The organism is Streptomyces sp. BE20, from assembly GCF_036322525.1.
GTDB lineage: Bacteria > Actinomycetota > Actinomycetes > Streptomycetales > Streptomycetaceae > Kitasatospora.
Window position 1 is genome coordinate 147,718 of record NZ_JAQYWW010000957.1, and the last position, 16,370, is coordinate 164,087.

A 16,370-nucleotide genomic window follows, 5' to 3' on the forward strand; every position below is an offset into this window, starting at 1 on the left:
AGTCCGCCGGGAGGTCTCGGCCGCGACGGTCAGGTGGGCGCGGGCCCGGGCGGTCCCCCTGGCCCGGCGCAGATGTCGCGGGTCCGGACGGCGGGTCACCGGGGCGTCGTGACGCACCACGGACGCCCTCCGGCACGGCGGGGCCGTTCAGCTGTGGTTGACGATGACGGAGATGCCCCAGCCGATCGCGGCGAGCACGACGGCGAAGCACAGGCCGGCCGCCGCGTAGCCGGCCGGCCCGGCGGTCGGCCGCCCGGCCGCGGTCGCAGACGCAGTCGCAGTCGCAGGCGCACCCGGGTGGGTCGGCGGGTTGAGCGCGCGCAGACCGACGGCGAACAGGGCCGGCAGGCCGGCGCCGGCGAGGAGGCCCACCACGACGATCTTCCACAGCGCGTCCAGGTTGATCCAGTCGATCACGAGGCCGCCTCGTTCACGTCCGGTGTCGGGGCCAGCGAGCCGGTCCAGGCGGAGTTGACGTTCTCCGGCGTCACGGGCGTCCGCCGGGAGGCGGCGAAGAAGGCGGTCGAGGCCAGCAGCAGCGCGATGAAGATCACCACGACGCCGAGGGTCCCGCCGATCCCGTGCGCGGCCCAGTAGGCCGCGGCGCCGACCGCGGCGGAGGCGGGCAGGGTGAACAGCCAGGCCACCGCCATCCGGCGGGCGGTGTTCCAGCGCACCACGGCCCCCTTCTTCCCGACCCCGGCGCCCAGGATCGAGCCGGTGGCCACGTGGGTGGTGGAGAGCGAGTAGCCGAAGTCGGTGGAGGAGAGGATCACCGCGGCCGAGGCCGACTCGGCGGCCATGCCCTGCGGCGACCCGATCTCCAGCAGTCCCTTGCCCAGCGTCCGGATCACCCGCCAGCCGCCGAGGTAGGTGCCCAGGGCGATCGCCACCGCGCAGGAGGCGATGACCCAGGTCGGGGACGTGGCCCCGGCGTGCAGGGTGCCGTTGGCGATCAGGGCCAGCGTGATGATGCCCATGGTCTTCTGCGCGTCGTTGGTGCCGTGGGCGAGGGAGACCATCGAGGCCGAGCCGATCTGGCCGATCCGGAAGCCGTGGTCACGCGCGCGTTCGGACACGTCACGGGTGAGGCGGTAGACGAGGTGGGTGCCGACCACCGCGACCGTGCCGGCGATGAACGGGGACAGCGTGGCGGGCACGATCACCTTGGAGACCAGCCCCTGCCACTTGACGGCGGAGGCGCCCGCCGCCGCCATCGTGGCCCCGACCACGCCGCCGATGAGCGCGTGCGAGGAACTGGACGGGATGCCGAAGTACCAGGTGGCCAGGTTCCACAGGATGCTGCCGACCAGGCCCGCGAACACCACCACCAGGGTCACGTCGCCGCTCTGCACCAGGCCACTGGCGATGGTCGCGGCGACCGCGGTCGACAGGAACGCGCCGACCAGGTTCAGCACCGCCGAGAGCGCGACCGCGACACGCGGGCGCAGCGCCTCCGTGACGATCGAGGTCGCCATGGCGTTGCCGGTGTCATGGAATCCGTTGGTGAAGTCGAATCCCAGTGCGGTGGCGACCACCAACACCAGAACCGCGTCGTTGCCGGTCACGGGCCCGAACCTAACCTGTCGTCCGTACCGGTCCGCTCCCCCGAGGGCTCGGCGCGCCGGGGTGCCGGGGGCGGCCATCCGATCGGACCAACGGCACCGCGCGGTCCCTCCACCGCACGTGACGGCGCGATCCGCGCCGGTTCTGCGGACCGCCGCGCGCAGGGACGAATCCCGGGGCCCCTCCCCCGCGGCCTCGCCGTCCGGGTCGGGTGCGGTGGCCCCGGCCGCACCCCCGCGCCCGCCCCGGACCCGGACCGGACCCCCGACCCCTGCCGGGCCACACCGCCCCGGGCTCCTCGCGCGGTTCACGGCACTCGGCGCGATCCGGGCGACGGGCGCTTCCTGTGCCCCAGTTCGTCGCCTCGCAACGCGTTCGAGTGCGGGACCTGTCCGGCGGACCGCGGCCGACGGGACTCCCGCACGGAAAGACCGCCGTTCCGGCCGGTAGCCAGGGGTAACTCCGTTGTGCCGTCGCGCATCTGACGTGACCTCACCACCCAGCAGACCGGAACGCCTGACGGCTCGTCAAAGTTCCTGGTTCTCCTGCGAACTTGTGTGAAACCCCCTTAAGCTCCCGTTAAAAACAGCGGCTTCCCGCCACACGCGAACTCCCTCGCGAGGCCGGGGCGGAGGCCCGACCGCACGATGAGAGCAGGGATGACCACGACACATGAACAGAGGCCCGGAGCCGTACGCGGCCCGGAGCGGCGACGGCCGGGAGTGCTCGGCCGCCGCACGGTGGGCGGCGCCGCGGCGCTGGCCGTCGGAATCGGCGCGGGCTCGCTGGTGGCGGCGCCTGCGGCCTTCCCGCAGGCGGGCGACGGGACGGTGACGGTCCGCGTGGTGCGGGCCGTGGACACGAGCGGGGTCTGGACGCCCGCTCTGGAGCCGGGTCTGGCCGGCGTGAAGGTGACCCTCACGGACGACGCGGGAGGCGGCATCGAGGGCACCACCGCGGCGGACGGCACGGTGACGCTGGCGCCGGCCGCGACCAAGCTCACCGGCGGCAAGTACCGTGTCCAGGTGGTGAATCCGAAGCCGGGCAAGCTGTTCCCGGCCTTCGCCTCGCGCCAGGGCCTGGCCGGCGGCCCGACCCAGCTGAGCAGCAACGAGGAGTTCGTCGACCTCTCCGGCGGCAAGAACGTGGCGTACACCACCGGGCTGTGGAGCCCCGGTGACTACTGTCAGAAGAACGCGCCGCTGGTCACGACCTGCCAGCCGACCACGCGGGAGGGCGGGACGCAGCGCACGCTGGTGTCCTTCCCGTACAGCGCCCGCGGTACGGACGGCGTGGACGTGAACGTCACCAACGTCGCCACCAACGCCGAGACCGGTGCGCTGTACGGCATCGCGTGGAACCGGGCGGACCGGCGGGTGTTCTCCTCGGCCGTCGCCAAGCGGACCACGGACTACGGCCCCGGCGGCGCCGGCGCGGTCTACGTGACCGACCTCGCGCAGAAGCGGACCTCGCTGTTCACCACCGTCCCGGACGCCGGTTCGACCGTCCACGGCGGCGGCACCGACGACGCGTTCCTGGCGGTGCCGGGCAAGGAGAGCCTCGGCGGCATCAAGATCAGCGACGACGGCAAGGACCTCTTCGTCGTCAACCTCAACGACCGCAAGCTCTACCGCTACGACGCCACCGGGCCCACGGCGGCCGCACCGAAGGCCGCCTACCCGATCCCCGACCCGGGCTGCCCCGCGGCCGGGGACTGGCGGCCGTTCGGCCTCGGCCTCCAGGACGGCACCGGCTACCTCGGCGGCGTCTGCTCGGGCGAGTCGACCGGCAAGGCCTCCGACCTGCGCGCGGTGGTGCTGCCGTTCGACCTGGCCACCGGCGCCTTCGCACCGGCGGTGCTGAACCAGCCGCTCGACTACCCGCGCGGCTCCACGGTCGGCGGCGGCACCTGCGACGGGGCGGGCTGGTTCCCGTGGACCGGCACCTACCCGACCTCGCAGAACGGCCAGGTCTGCGGGGCCTACCTGGCGCAGCCGGAACCGGAGTTGGGCGAGATCACGTTCGAGACGGACGGCTCGATGCTGCTGGCGTTCCGCGACCGCTTCGGTGACCGCGCGCCGGCCGCGCCCACGCCGACCTCCGTCGCGAACGTGCTGTCCGGCGGCGACCTGAACAAGGCCTGCCCGGCGAACGGCACGTACGTGCTCGACACCAACAACGGCTGCGGGCTCTCGCCCCGCGGCACCCGGTTCTTCGACAACAGCCGGATGGGGTCGCACCACAACGCGGCCTTCGCCGGCATGGCACTGTCGAAGGTCGAGAACACCATCGCGACCTCCGGCTTCGACCCCAACTCCACCGCCTACGGCTACGGCACCGCGTTCGTCCAGCGCGACGGCAAGCAGGACCCGCTCTTCGGCCTGCGGCTCAACCCGCCGGGGACCATCGCCCCGTTCGGCAAGGGCGCCTCGATGGGCGACCTGGAGGTGCTCTGCGACCAGGCCCCGCTCCAGATCGGCAACCGGGTCTGGTACGACCCCGAGCGCAGCGGCGTCCAGCGCCCGGGCCAGCGCCCGGTGCCCGCGGCGACCGTCAACCTGTACGACGAGTCGGGGAAGCTCGTCGGCACCGCGAAGACCACGGCGCGCGGCGAGTACTACTTCGACGACTCCAACGTCACCGGCGGCCTCAAGCCGCGCACGAAGTACACCGTCCGGCTCGACAACCCGGCCGACTACGCCAAGGGCGGCCCGCTGTACCAGTGGGTGCCGACCGACGCCGACGTCGGCGACAACCGGTTCGTCGACTCCAAGGGCGTCGTCCCGGCGGGCGGGCAGTACGCCGAACGAGCGCTCACCACGGGCGGACCGGGCGAGAACGACCACACCTTCGACTTCGGCTTCCGACAGCAGGAGGGCGCGCTGCGCCTGGTCAAGCACGACCAGGACGGCAAGCCGCTGGCGGGCGCGAAGTTCCGACTGTGGAAGGAGACCAACGGCACCGACGGGCTGCAGAGTTCCGGCGAGAAGCCCGACACGGCGGCCGGAGACCCCTGCACGACCGGAGCCGACGGCATCTGCAAGGGCAGCGGTGTGCCGGGAACCTACTACTGGCAGGAGCTGGCGCCGCCGGAGGGCTACGCCCCGCCGGAGGTGACGGTGTTCGGGCCGTTGGTGCTGAACGCCGAGAACCTCGGCGCCGGGGTCGAGGTGACGGCCGTCAACCGGCTGATCCCGACGCCGACGCCGAGCGCGACGCCCACGCCCACGCCGACCCCGACGCCGACGCCGACGCCGACGCAGACGCAGGCTCCGACGCAGGCTCCGACGCAGCCGAGCCCGGCCACGAAGCCGCCCGCCCCGCCGGCACCCGCCCCCGTCCCCGCCCCCGGGTCGCACCTGCCCAGCACCGGTGCGAGCGAGGGGATCCCGGTGATGGTGGCCGGCGCGGGTGCGCTGACCGTCCTCGGCGCGGCGCTCGTGCTGCTGGCCCGCCGACGCAGGGCCCGCCAGCAGTAGCACGCCCCGCACGGCGGTCCTGAGGGACCGGCACCGGTCGGGCGGATCCGCGGACTCCGGTCCGTGGACCCGCCCGACCGTCGTGACCGACCGACGAGAGAAGGCGATCGCATGGCCCGGAACGCAGGGGCCCGGACGACAGGGGCCCGAAGGGCAGAAGCCGCGAAGGCGGGCACCGGGGCGGGCAGCGGGAAGCCCGGGAGCGACCCCCGCGCGGCACGTCGTCGGACCCTCCGGTTCAGGACCCTGGTCGCGCTCGTGGTGTGCGCCACCGCCGCGGGCGGCGTCGTCGCCTACCGGACCGTCGCCGACGGGACCGGGGAGCGCGCGGTGACCGTCGACGAGGCCTCCCGGCTGGCCCTGTCGCGCCTGAACCTCTACCAGGCCGGCCCGGTCACCGTGACACTCACCGCCGCCGAGGGCGGGGGCGTCGACGTCCGGGTCGAGGGTGTCGTGGACTACCGCACCCGCCGGGGCGTGGGCCGCTACCGGGTCACGGGGGCGAGCGGCCCGCTCGACCACGGCCTGGTCGTCTGGGACGCCGGCGGGCTCGGGCTCGCCCCCGAGCCCGCCGGTACCGACGGACCGGCCTGGCAGCAGGCCGAGCGCGTCCCCCGGCAGGGCTGGTCCCCGCGCACCTACACGGCGGACCCGCTGGACGCCGGGCTCCAACTGCTGGTCCAGCTGGGCGCCGACCGGCCGGACAACCCGCTGCTGCTCGCCCAGTCCGGGGCGCGCTGGCTCGGCACCGACCGCCTGGACGGCCGGATCCACGACCGGTTCGCCGGCCCGCGCGCCCAGGGCGCCGCGCCCGACGGCGGCCGGTCGCCCCTGACCTACTGGGTCGACGCCGACGCCACGCTGAGGCGGGTGACGATGCGGATGCCGGGCCTGGGCACCCCGACCACCGTGGAGTTCGCCGGACACGACGACGTCGCCAAGCTCCCCGAGGCGCCATGGCTGACCGGCTGACCGGCTGACCCCCGACCCGCCTCCCGCCCCTTCGCCCGACCGTCAGCGCGCGGGCTGCGCCGGGAGCACGCCGGCATCCGTCGGAAGCGGGTACGCCCCCGGGTCCACCGCGCCCGGCAGACCGGTCGCCGGGCGGCCCGGCACCGTCGGGTCGGGCAGCGACGGCTGCGCGGGCGGCGCGGGCACCCGGCTGAACGGGACGCCGGGCGGCGCCAGGACCGTCGCCGTCCGGCCCGCCGGCAGCGGCCCGTGCGCCGGGCTTCCGCAGCCCGCCGCCGCCTCCAGACCGTCAGGGCTCTGCGTGGCGGGCCGGTTGCCGCTGAAGCAGTTGCCGGGGTCCGCCGAGGCGAGCACCAGGTCGGCGCCGTTGCCGTCCACCTGGTTGCCCTCGACCCGGTTGCCGGTCGCCGGGTGGCCCGGCGGATCGGTGACGATCACCCCGGCCGCGCGGTTGCCCCGGACGAGGTTGCGCTCCACCCGGTTCGCGGTGCCGCCGCCGATCCCGATGCCGATCCCGAAGCCGCCGTCGGCCTGTTCGGGCGTGTCGGCGGCGTTGTTGTCGACGACCACGTTGCCCGCGATCACCGCGCCGTGCTGCGGGGCCAGCGCCTCCAGGTCGTTGGAGTTGACCGTGACGCCCACCCGGTTGCCGGCCACGCGGTTGCCCACGATCGACAGGCCGTCGGAGGCGTTGGTCAGCTCGACCCCCACCGCGTTGCGCTCCACGGTATTGCCGCGCACGACGGTGTCGCAGGGCTTGCACTGGCCGACGTAGATGCCGGAGTCGGCGTGCCCGGAGGCGTAGGAGTCCTCGATCACGCCGGAGCGCGCGTCGAAGGCGTAGATGCCGTACAGGCCGTTGTTGTACGACGTCACCCTGGTCGCACGGAAGCCCTCCACGGGCGGGAAGCGGGCGGTGTCCAACGGGTCGTACGCCGAGCCGCCCGCGCCGCGCTGCTGCAGCTTCTCGTCCGTGACGCCGGTGAACAGGACGCCGTTGGCCAGGTATCCGTGGACGGTGAGGTTCTCCACCACGGAGCCGGGCCCGGTGACGGTGATGCCGTTGGCCAGCTTGAGCCCGCCGTCCAGCACCACGGCCGAGCGGTCCGTCCCGCGCACCACGACGTTCCGCTTGGGAACGCGCACGCTCTCGCGGTAGGTCCCCGGGCCGATCAGCACCGTGTCGCCCTCCCGCGCAACGTCCACGGCCTTCTGGACGGTGGGGAAGTCCTCCGGCACGCGGACCACGGTCCCGGCCGGGTGTGCTGCGTCGTCCGAGGCCGGACCCGCGGAGGAGCACCCGGCGGACAGGGCGACCGCGAGGGCCAGGGTGGTCGCCGCCGCTCCGGCCCGGAGGGCTGACGGACGATCAGGAAACGTGATTTGCATGGCACGTGTTCTATCGTCTCCAATAGGGCGCATGCCCACCGAACCGGGAAACGCGTCGTCGTCGAACCCGATCGCCGCGCCCGGCCTCGGGCGGCGGCGGGCGCTGCTGGCGGCCGGTGCGGTGCTCGCCGCCGGCGTCGGAGCCGCGGCGGGCGAACTGACGGACGGCGACCGGACATCGGGCCGCGCCACCGGAGCCGACGGCCCACCGCCCGGGGCACCGATCCCCTTCCACGGCGCCCGGCAGTCCGGTGTGACGTCCCCTCAGCTCGCGGCGACGAAACTGGTCGCCTTCGACCTCCCGCCGAGCTCCACCGCCGCGGACCGGGAGGCCCTGCGCACCCTCCTCGCCGCCTGGACCCGCACCCTTGCCTCGGCGACGGCCGGAACCGGCCCGTCACCCGACCCGCGGCTACGGGCCGGCGGCACCACCCGGCTCACCTCGCTGGTCGGCCTCGGCCCCGCCCTCGCCGCCCGGCTCGGCCTCGCCGTCCCCGCCGGGCTGGCCGAGCTGCCGGCGTTCCCCGGCGACCGCCTCGACCCGGCGCGCAGCGGCGGCGACCTGCTGCTCCAGCTCGGCGCCGCCGACCACTGGACGCTCGCCGTCGTCGGCGAACTCACCGCCACCGCCGCCCGGGCCGCCGGGGCCACGCCCCGCTGGTCGCAGTCCGGCTTCCTGCCGGGCACGGAGCCCGGCGCCACGCCCCGCAACCTGTTCGGCTTCAAGGACGGCAGCGCCAACCCGGACGAGGACGCGGCCCGACAGTGGGTCTGGGGCCCACCGGGGCCGCACGAGAACGCCACCGTCCTGGTCTACCGACGGATCCGGATGGACACCGCCGCCTTCGCCGCCCTCCCCGAGGAGCATCAGAACCTCGCGATGGGCCGCCGCGCCGGTGACGGCGCCCCGCTGACCGGCACGGCCGAACACGACGAGCCCGACCTCTACGCCAAGCACCCGAACGGTGCCTACGTCATCCCCGCCACCGCCCACGTCCGCCTCACCGGCCCCCGGCTGGACGGCGGGGCCCGCATGCTCCGCCGGGGCCACAGCTACGACGACGCCCCCGGCGACCGCGGCCTGCTCTTCTGCGCCTTCATGCGCGACCCCGGCCAGTTCACCCGCGTCCAGGAGCGCCTCGCCACCCGTGACGCCCTCAATCCGTTCCTCGAACACACGGCGTCCGCCGTCGCCCACGTGCTCCCCGGCGCCCCGGAGGGCACCGCCCTGGGCGACCACCTGTGGTCCTGACGCTCCCGGGCCCGCACACCCCGGAGCCGGCTGCGCCCCGCGCGCGGTAGCGGGGGTCAGGGCGGGACCGCTGCGCCCCACCCGGGGCGCGAAGGACCCCCGCCCGTCCGTCCGTCCTGGCCGGTCGGCGTCCGCGTCGGCGCTAGATGCTGAGCAGGCCGACGACGTGGCCGTCGTGGTCCACCACCGGCCAGCTGGTCAGGTCGCGGGAGCGCATGGCGGCAGCAGCCGTGGTGGCCGACATGTCGGCGGTGGCGAACGGGCCGCGGTCCAGGACGATGTTGCGCACCGGGGTGCGCTCGGTGTACCAGGAGCGGGCCTGGAAGGGCGCCAGGTGCAGGTGGGTCAGCAGCCCGGCGCAGCGACCGTCCTCGTCGCGGACCAGGAGGTGGTCCGCGCCGGAGCTCCGCAGGATGTCCATCGCCGTGTCGACCATGACGTCGTCGCCGATCTGCAGCTCCGGGTGTCGCATGAGGTCGCCGACCGTGGTGGTCGTGGGGTGTTCGAGGGTCGTGGTCATGGGCGGGCTCCTTCTCGTGTCGTTCGCCGAGGCAGCCGGTTGATCAGCGCACGCGGAAGCCGCGAGGCAACGGGCCGGGCGTGTGACGGGCGGGGCGTGGACGGTGGAACCGTGCGGCACGTCGCCTACGGTCGGTGCTCACCGCAGAGGGCGGGAGCGAAGAACCGCGAACCGTGAACTGTCACGGGAGGAGGCCGGTCCGGACGCGGCGCCGTACGTCTCGCGTGGGGACGGCCGCCGGTGGCGGGACCGAGGGCCCGGACGGCCCGGGATGCGTCGTGACGCAATGCCGAAGGGCCCGCACCGGGCATCAAGTACTCGGTGCGGGCCCCTCGCTGCTGGGCGGGTGCCGTGGCAGAAAAACTACAGCGGGCGAATGTTCTCGGCCTGCGGGCCCTTCTGGCCCTGCGTGACGTCGAACTCGACCTTCTGGCCCTCAAGCAGCTCACGGAAGCCGTTGGCGTTGATGTTCGAGTAGTGGGCGAAGACGTCCGGGCCGCCACCCTCCTGCTCGATGAAGCCGAAGCCCTTTTCCGCGTTGAACCACTTCACGGTGCCATTAGCCATAAAAACAATCTCCTTCAAGGGCAGTCCGAAACACGTACAGCACGTGCTTCGAGTCGCCGCGATGAGCACCCACCCGGAAATATCCGGGAAACAAAAATGCGCCTGCGATACATCAGCAGGCGCACACAAAGTTCATGGGAACCACTACTGCAACTAAAACGACTCTAGCAGGCCCCGGCCCGCTGCGGGCGGATATTTCGCCCCGGGTTTTTCGGCACCTCGCCGCGGGGCCGCCGGCACCGGGGCGCCGGGACGGCCAACGCGCTCCGGGGGTAGGTCTGTTGGTGCGGTCAGCCGCACCGTCCGAGCCCGCGGCCCTCCGGGGCACGACTCGCCCGGGTGCGGCGCGCCCGCCGTCGCCGCGACAGCCCCCCAGGGCGCGCCCCGGGCCCGCCCGGGCCCGTCCGGCCCACCCCGGTCGGCGCCCCGCCCCGATCCGGGGAGTCCTGTCGGCACACCCGGCATTACGGCCCGCGCAACCCGAATGCTTCGGGAAAGTCCCACCCCCGCGATATCCGGCGCATACTGGAAGGGATGAGGAAATCTGCAGCAGTCCACCGCCACCTGCCCACCAGCCCCTTCAAGGCCCGGGTCGAAGCGCCGCGCAAACACTTCGCCGTCGGTGACCGCGTCAGCCACGACACGTTCGGCCTCGGCCGGGCCATCGGGGTCGAGGGCGACAGCGATATCGCGGTTCTCGTCGACTTCGGATCCCGACAGGAACGCATCACCCAGCCCTACACCTCGATGTACAAGCTCTGACCCGGCGCCTCACCTCGCCGTTCACCCCCTCCCTCCGGCTCCGGCCGACGCACCGGCGGTCGTCGACGCCGGGCGTCCGGCCGATCGGCCGGCGGCACGCCCACGGGTCGCGCCGTGGGAACGCCTCGCCGTGGCAGCGCCGCGGAGACCGCCCCGGGGCAAGGCTAGGCGGCCCCGGCACGGTGTCCTAGGCTGGGAGTCATGTCGAACCCCGACGGGCTGCTCGTCGACATCGCCGCGATGGTCGAATCCGAGCACAGCAACCAGATGTCCTTGACCGTGGTGGTCCCAGGCGCGGTCATCACCGGCAGGCTCGCGCCGGTGACCCTGTGGTGGGAGCGGGTGGCGGAGGTCCTCCAGGCGTCCGATCACCTGAAGCCGTTCGCCGCCCTCTTCGCCCAGCCCGCAGACGGCCCGCCCGCACGCCCCACCCACCTCCACCTCCACCGGGCGAAGATCCTCCAGGGCGACTTCGCGCTGCCCCACACCGGGGGCATGTACCGCATCGCCATCGAGGACGTCAACGCCTGGACGGTCGGAGACCTCAGCTACTCCGACACCTGACAGCCACGGTCGCCCCGCCCTTCCCCTGCGAATTTCCTCTGCGAAGCACACACCCCTGCGGGTGATCCGGGCCCTCGGCGGCCTCGGATCACCCGCAGGGGTGGTTTCGGTCCGTGATCGGCTCCGGCGCGCAACGGCGCACCGGAGCCCCGGGAATCAGCGGGACATCAGCGGGACATCAACGGCCCTGGAGGGACTTGACGTTGTCGCCGAAGCTCCAGCCCTTGGAACCGTCCCAGTTGATCGACCACGTCATGAGCCCCTTGAGTGAACCGCTGAACGCGTTCCACGACTGGCTGACCAGGCCCGGCGCCATGTAGCCGCCGCCCGCGCCGGGTTGGGCCGGCAGACCGGGCACCTGCTTGTCGTACGGCACCTTGATCGTGGTGCCCTGGATGACCAGGCCGTTGTTCAGGCAGGTGGTCTGCGCGGTGAAGCCCTGGACGGTGCCGGCCTGGTAGGAGTCACCGGAGCAGCCGTACATGCTGCCGTTGTAGTACTGCATGTTCAGCCACCACAGTCGACCGTTGTCGACGTACTTCTTGATGATCGGGAGGTAGGAGCCCCAGATCGACCCGTAGGTGACGCTGCCGCCGGTGACGTACGCGGTCTCGGGGGCCATCGTCAGACCGAATCCCGCGGGCATCTGGGCGAGGACGCCGTCGATGATGCGGATCAGGTTGGACTGGGAGGCGGACAGGGTGTTGATGTTGCCGCTCCCGGACAGGCCGGTCTCGATGTCGATGTCGATCCCGTCGAAGTTGTACTTCTTGAGGATCGGGACGACGGTCGCCACGAACTTGTCGGCGACGGTGCTGGAGCTGAGGTCGATGCCGGCGGCAGCACCGCCGATCGACATCAGGAGCGTGGCTCCGGCGGCCTTGGCCTGGCACATCTCGGCCGGGGTCGAGACCTTGACGCCGGCGTCCATGCCGTCCTGCCACAGGACGGTGCCGTCCGAGAGGATCACCGGGAAGGCGGCGTTGATGACGTTGTAGCCGTGCGCGGCGATCCGGCTGTCCGTGATGGGGACCCAGCCCATGCCGGGGTGCACGCCGTTCGCGGCACCGTCCCAGTTCTCCCAGTAGCCCTGCAGCACCTTGCCCGACGGCTTGGGCTTCGTCGGGCAGGTGTCACCCGGCGGCGTGGTCGGAGGCGTCGTGGGCGGTGTCGTGGGCGGCGTGGTGGGCGGTGTCGTGGGAGGGGTGGTCGGAGGCGTCGTGGGCGGCGTGGTGGGCGGCGTCGTCGGAGTGGTCGGCGACGGGCTGTTGCCGCCGGGGCCGGCGAGCGACACGTCGTCCACGTGGTACGCGGGCTGCCCGTACCAGCCGTGCAGGAAGACGGTCACCGAGGTGGTGTTCGCCCCGGTGGCGAAGGCCACGCTGAGCTGGCTGTAGGACGAGCTGCTCGGCGTCCAGGTGGAGGTGGTGCCCGTGAGGCCGGTGCCGGTGGCGCCCAGGTAGATGTAGCTGCCCTGGACGTACGCGCTCAGCGTGTACTGGGAGTTGGGCTGCACGCTGATGGTCTGGGTGCACTGGGCGTTGTCCAGGCCGGTCGGCGTCGCCTTGAGCGCGGAGGTGCCGGAGCGGACCGGGCTGCCGACGGCCGCGCCGGATCCGCCGGAACAGGTCCAGTCGGCGAGTCCGTTCTCGAATCCGGAGTTGGCCACCAGGTTGGGGGTGACGGCCCCGGCCGTGACGGTACCGGCCACCGCGAGGCCGGCGCCGATGACGGCCGCGGCGCTCATCCCGGCGAGGGAGCGCCGCAGGACGGCCGGTCCGGGCCGGGTGCGGCCGGTCCGGTTCACGTGCGATGCGCGCTCCACGGCCGCCCGCTGCGGGCGGGGGGTTCGGGACGACTCGCTCCCGGTCCGGTCGCCTTCGAGGCGGCCGGGGTTCGCACCAGGGCGGGAATCGCCCGACAGACGCGGAGTACGGGACCTCCGACGGAACATGTTGTGCTCCCTTCCCGCCGAGCGCCATGGACATGACCGACGCGTGGGGGCGTGACGCCCGGCTCTGGGTGAGGTGGGGACATGTGGGGCTGTGCCGGACCGGATCGTAGAAGGGGTGGCGAGGCCCGTCAATAGGTCTGGACCAATCCCGGGAGGCGCGGCCCGGTCGAGCGAGGGCGGCCCGCCGAGGGTCCGCGCACGGAAGGGCCGACAAGTACACTGGAGGTGAAGGCAGTTGTACCGATCACCCGGTCCGCGGCCCGGTGGTGGCCACGCCCACCGCCGCCTCCCTCGACCGGCCGACCACAGGCGAGTTCCGGCCGCCGGCCGTCACGGGCGTGCGCCCGGTGGCCGGATTCCCCCCACCAGGGGCGGCGGGCGCCGGAGGACCGCGTGGCGGCCGGGCCCGGCGGGACCGGCAGGTGATTGACCCGTCCCGGTGAACGTCGGCCGTTCTCAACGACGTTCGGCCACCGGGCTCCTAGGTTGGGACCCGGTTTCGCACCCCCTACCGAACGGGAGACCCGCATGGCCGAACAGGCCGACCTCATCCTCCACGGCGGCGAGATCGTCACCGTCGCCGAGCACAGCGACGCGTCGCCCGAAGCGGTGGCCGTCAAGGACGGCACGATCGTCTTCGTCGGCACCCGGAAGGAGGCGGAACACTGGAGCGGCCCGCGGACCGTCGTACGGGACCTCGAAGGCCGCGCCCTCCTGCCCGGGTTCATCGATGCCCACGGACACCTCGGCGGCATCGGCCTGCAGACCGTCATCGCCAACCTGCTGGCCGCGCCGGACGGCGACGTCACCGACATCGGCTCGCTGAAGGACAAGCTGCGCGCCTGGGCCGACGGCCCGACGGGGACTGACTCCGCGTGGATCATCGGGTTCGGGTACGACGACGCGATGCTCGACGAGGGCCGGCACCCCACCCGCGACGACCTCGACGAAGTGTCCACGGAACGCCCGGTGCTGGCCATCCACCAGTCGTTCCACCTCGGCGCGGTGAACAGCCTCGGCCTGCGGCTGCTCGGCTTCTCCGCCGCCACGCGCGACCCCGAGGGCGGGGTGATCCGGCGGCGGGAACTCGCCGTCCCGCCCTCGTACGGCGAGCCCGACGGCGTCCTGGAGGAGAAGGCGTTCACCCCGGCCTCGGAATCGGCACTCGCGGGGCTGCCGGAACGCGAACTGCGGGCGCTGTTCGTCACGGGCGCGGCCACCGCGGCGGCCTTCGGCTTCACCACGGTGCAGGAGGGCGGCACCAACCTCGCCAACCTCAAGGCCCTGCGGGACACGGCAGCCGCCGTGCTGCTCCCGGTCGACGTGGTCGCGTACGTGAAGGCCGAGGATGCCCTCGCCTCCGCGCTGGACGACCCGATCGGCGTGAGCGACACGTACGTCGACCGCGTCCGGGCGGCCGGGGTGAAGCTGGTCCTCGACGGCTCGCCGCAGGGGCGCACCGCGTGGCTGACCAAGCCGTACCTGACGCCGCCGGCCGGGCAGCCGGACGGCTACAGCGGGTACCCGACGGTGCCGGACGACGCGGTGGTCGCCAAGCAGGTCGGCACGGCGGTCGAGCGGGGCTGGCAGGTCCTGGCGCACGTCAACGGCGACGCGGCGATCGACCAGTTCCTCCGGGCGGTCGAGGCCGCCGGGCCGGGGCGGCGGCCGACCGTGGCGATCCACGCGCAGACGGCCCGCGAGGAGCAGGTCGAGGCGTTCGCCCGGCTGGAGATCGTGCCCTCCTTCTTCTCGATGCACACCTACTACTGGGGCGACTGGTACCGCTCGGTGGTCCTCGGCGAGGAGCGGGCGGAGGCCATCTCCCCCGCCCGCTGGGCGCTCGACCGGGGCCTGCGCTACACCTCGCACCACGACGCGCCGGTCGCCCTGCCGAACTCGATCGCCGTGCTGTCCAGCCAGGTGACCCGGCGCACCCGCACCGGCGCCGTCCTCGGGCCCCAGCACCGGGTGTCGCCCCTGGACGCCGTCCGCGCGATCACGATCAACGCCGCCCACCAGTACGGCGAACAGGACCGCAAGGGCAGCATCGAGGTCGGCAAGCTCGCCGACCTGGTCGTCCTCAGCGCCAACCCGCTGACCGTCGATCCGGAGGAGATCCGCGACATCGAGGTCGTCGAGACCATCAAGGCCGGCGCCACCGTCCACCCGCCCGCACCGACCGGCCGGGCCTCCGAGCCCCCGGCAGCCGACCCGGCGACCGCGCCCACCCCGCACTGGGGCTGCTCCTGCTGAACCGGCGGCCACGGCCGCCGGTCGTTCCCGGCCCGGGCCGGGCGCACGGGCCGGGCCGGGCGCACGGGCCGTCGGCGGCAATCCTGACGTCACCGGTATCGAGGCCGGTCCGCAAAGCCCGGCGGGCCGGGGTCGTGCACGAAAGGGCAATCCGGCCGGCCCCGTCGTATGGATGCCCTGGGCGCGACGGCGCCCAACGAGACCGCGAGCTGGGGTGCGCCGATCCTGGGCGGCATCCTGGGGTACAAGGGGTCCACCTGGACGATCAAACCGCTGGGCGGGGACCGCTACCGGATCGTCAACGACCTCGGTTTCAACCTCACCGAGAACCCCGACACCTACGTCGCCGAACAGCAGGCGTGGGGCAACACCCCCAACCAGAAGTGGCAGTTCGTCAGCCTCGGCAACGGCAAGTACCGGATCCGGATCGACGACGACAACTGCCTCACCCACGACTCCGACCACAAGCAGCTCGGCGTGTGGACCTGCGAGGGCGGCTGGAAGCAGGAGTGGTCCTTCCAGCTCCACTGATGCACAACCCTTGACGACACCTGGCCGCGCATGAGGCCGAAGTCGCCCACGCCTCATGCCGGCCAGAGCAACACCGAAGGGCGCCAGCCGCACGGCTGGCGCCCCAAGGCCCTTCCCAGAGGGCGGTTCACGAGTATGTGTCCAATTCCGTCCCGGTGCCGACGGCAACTGCGGTGCGATTCGAGGAATGCGCGATCGAAAATGGGCGTGTGAACGAGACAACTAATTCCCTGGGCCCGCTGGAACGCGTCGACGGCCGCTGGATCCTGGGGGACATCGGCCGGCCGGACGGTGGTGCCTGGGTGAAGTTCAGCACGGAGGGCCTGCACGCACAGGCGCGTGGCTCCGGGGAGGACGTCATCCCCTGACCCCGGATCATGTCGGGGATGGCTCTGGTCCTGGGCGAAAAGTACCCCGGCAAGGGCGGGAACGTCGCCCTGATGGGCACGCTCGGCAGCCTGCCCGGTCCTTTCCGCGGACGTGGTGGCGGCTACCTGCGTATGACGGTGCGGAACCCGTAGCACCCGCCTGCCTCCCGACAGCGGAACCCACGTCCGG

At 73.0% G+C, this 16,370-nt stretch carries 14 protein-coding genes and 2 pseudogenes; 9 read left to right on the forward strand and 7 right to left on the reverse strand.

Annotated elements, in window-relative coordinates; translation table 11 throughout:
• Positions 1-147: 147 nt before the first annotated feature.
• Positions 148-417 (reverse strand): hypothetical protein, encoded by a 270-nt coding sequence (locus PUR61_RS24305; protein WP_329881497.1) that lies wholly within the window; start codon positions 415-417, stop codon positions 148-150.
• Positions 414-1,568 carry an inorganic phosphate transporter gene (locus PUR61_RS24310; RefSeq protein ID WP_329881498.1) on the reverse strand — a complete coding sequence of 385 codons (1,155 nt, stop codon included), beginning with the start codon at positions 1,566-1,568 and terminating at the stop codon, positions 414-416. Before PUR61_RS24310 ends, PUR61_RS24305 begins: the two co-directional genes overlap by 4 nt.
• A gap of 657 nt (positions 1,569-2,225) precedes the next feature.
• Between PUR61_RS24310 and PUR61_RS24315 the strand changes: the two genes are divergently transcribed.
• Complete coding sequence (locus tag PUR61_RS24315; RefSeq protein WP_329881499.1) at positions 2,226-5,045, forward strand: SdrD B-like domain-containing protein; 2,820 nt, start codon at positions 2,226-2,228, stop codon at positions 5,043-5,045.
• A gap of 261 nt (positions 5,046-5,306) precedes the next feature.
• Complete coding sequence (locus PUR61_RS24320) at positions 5,307-6,017, forward strand: hypothetical protein (protein WP_329881500.1); 711 nt, start codon at positions 5,307-5,309, stop codon at positions 6,015-6,017.
• A gap of 42 nt (positions 6,018-6,059) precedes the next feature.
• Here the strand turns inward: PUR61_RS24320 and PUR61_RS24325 are convergent, their stop codons facing one another.
• Positions 6,060-7,406, reverse strand: a complete 1,347-nt coding sequence (locus PUR61_RS24325) for a right-handed parallel beta-helix repeat-containing protein (protein ID WP_329881501.1) — start codon at positions 7,404-7,406, stop codon at positions 6,060-6,062.
• Between the two features lie 31 nt (positions 7,407-7,437).
• On the opposite strand from PUR61_RS24325, the gene PUR61_RS24330 reads away from it, so the two are divergent.
• Positions 7,438-8,658, forward strand: a complete 1,221-nt coding sequence (locus tag PUR61_RS24330; RefSeq protein WP_329881502.1) for a Dyp-type peroxidase — start codon at positions 7,438-7,440, stop codon at positions 8,656-8,658.
• A 142-nt stretch (positions 8,659-8,800) separates the two neighbouring features.
• Here PUR61_RS24330 and PUR61_RS24335 read toward each other — a convergent pair whose 3' ends face one another.
• Both PUR61_RS24335 and PUR61_RS24340 read right to left on the reverse strand, forming a co-directional pair.
• Positions 8,801-9,178, reverse strand: coding sequence for a CBS domain-containing protein (locus PUR61_RS24335; protein ID WP_329881503.1), 378 nt, complete (start codon positions 9,176-9,178; stop codon positions 8,801-8,803).
• 363 nt (positions 9,179-9,541) lie between these two features.
• Positions 9,542-9,745 (reverse strand): cold-shock protein, encoded by a 204-nt coding sequence (locus PUR61_RS24340; protein ID WP_030918248.1) that lies wholly within the window; start codon positions 9,743-9,745, stop codon positions 9,542-9,544.
• Positions 9,746-10,279: 534 nt separating this feature from the next.
• On the opposite strand from PUR61_RS24340, the gene PUR61_RS24345 reads away from it, so the two are divergent.
• Together PUR61_RS24345 and PUR61_RS24350 are read left to right on the forward strand one after the other, a co-directional pair.
• Complete coding sequence (locus tag PUR61_RS24345) at positions 10,280-10,507, forward strand: hypothetical protein (RefSeq protein WP_329881504.1); 228 nt, start codon at positions 10,280-10,282, stop codon at positions 10,505-10,507.
• 201 nt (positions 10,508-10,708) lie between these two features.
• Entirely contained in the window at positions 10,709-11,071 is a 363-nt protein-coding gene (locus PUR61_RS24350; RefSeq protein ID WP_329881505.1) for a hypothetical protein, read from the forward strand.
• A gap of 178 nt (positions 11,072-11,249) precedes the next feature.
• On the opposite strand, the pseudogene PUR61_RS24355 reads toward PUR61_RS24350, so the two are convergent.
• A pseudogene (locus PUR61_RS24355) lies at positions 11,250-12,203 on the reverse strand (chitinase); the annotation flags it as partial.
• 204 nt (positions 12,204-12,407) lie between these two features.
• Positions 12,408-13,025: pseudogene (locus tag PUR61_RS24360) on the reverse strand (carbohydrate binding domain-containing protein); the annotation flags it as partial.
• Between the two features lie 528 nt (positions 13,026-13,553).
• Between PUR61_RS24360 and PUR61_RS24365 the strand changes: the two are divergent.
• The 4 genes from PUR61_RS24365 (at position 13,554) to PUR61_RS24380 (ending at position 16,333) form a co-directional block, all read left to right on the forward strand.
• Positions 13,554-15,281, forward strand: coding sequence for an amidohydrolase (locus PUR61_RS24365; RefSeq protein ID WP_329881506.1), 1,728 nt, complete (start codon positions 13,554-13,556; stop codon positions 15,279-15,281).
• A gap of 168 nt (positions 15,282-15,449) precedes the next feature.
• Entirely contained in the window at positions 15,450-15,812 is a 363-nt protein-coding gene (locus tag PUR61_RS24370; protein WP_329881507.1) for an RICIN domain-containing protein, read from the forward strand.
• A gap of 209 nt (positions 15,813-16,021) precedes the next feature.
• Positions 16,022-16,180 (forward strand): hypothetical protein, encoded by a 159-nt coding sequence (locus PUR61_RS24375; RefSeq protein ID WP_329881508.1) that lies wholly within the window; start codon positions 16,022-16,024, stop codon positions 16,178-16,180.
• Between the two features lie 18 nt (positions 16,181-16,198).
• On the forward strand, positions 16,199-16,333 hold the full coding sequence (locus PUR61_RS24380; RefSeq protein ID WP_329881509.1) for a hypothetical protein: 135 nt from the start codon (positions 16,199-16,201) through the stop codon (positions 16,331-16,333).
• Positions 16,334-16,370: the final 37 nt, after the last annotated feature.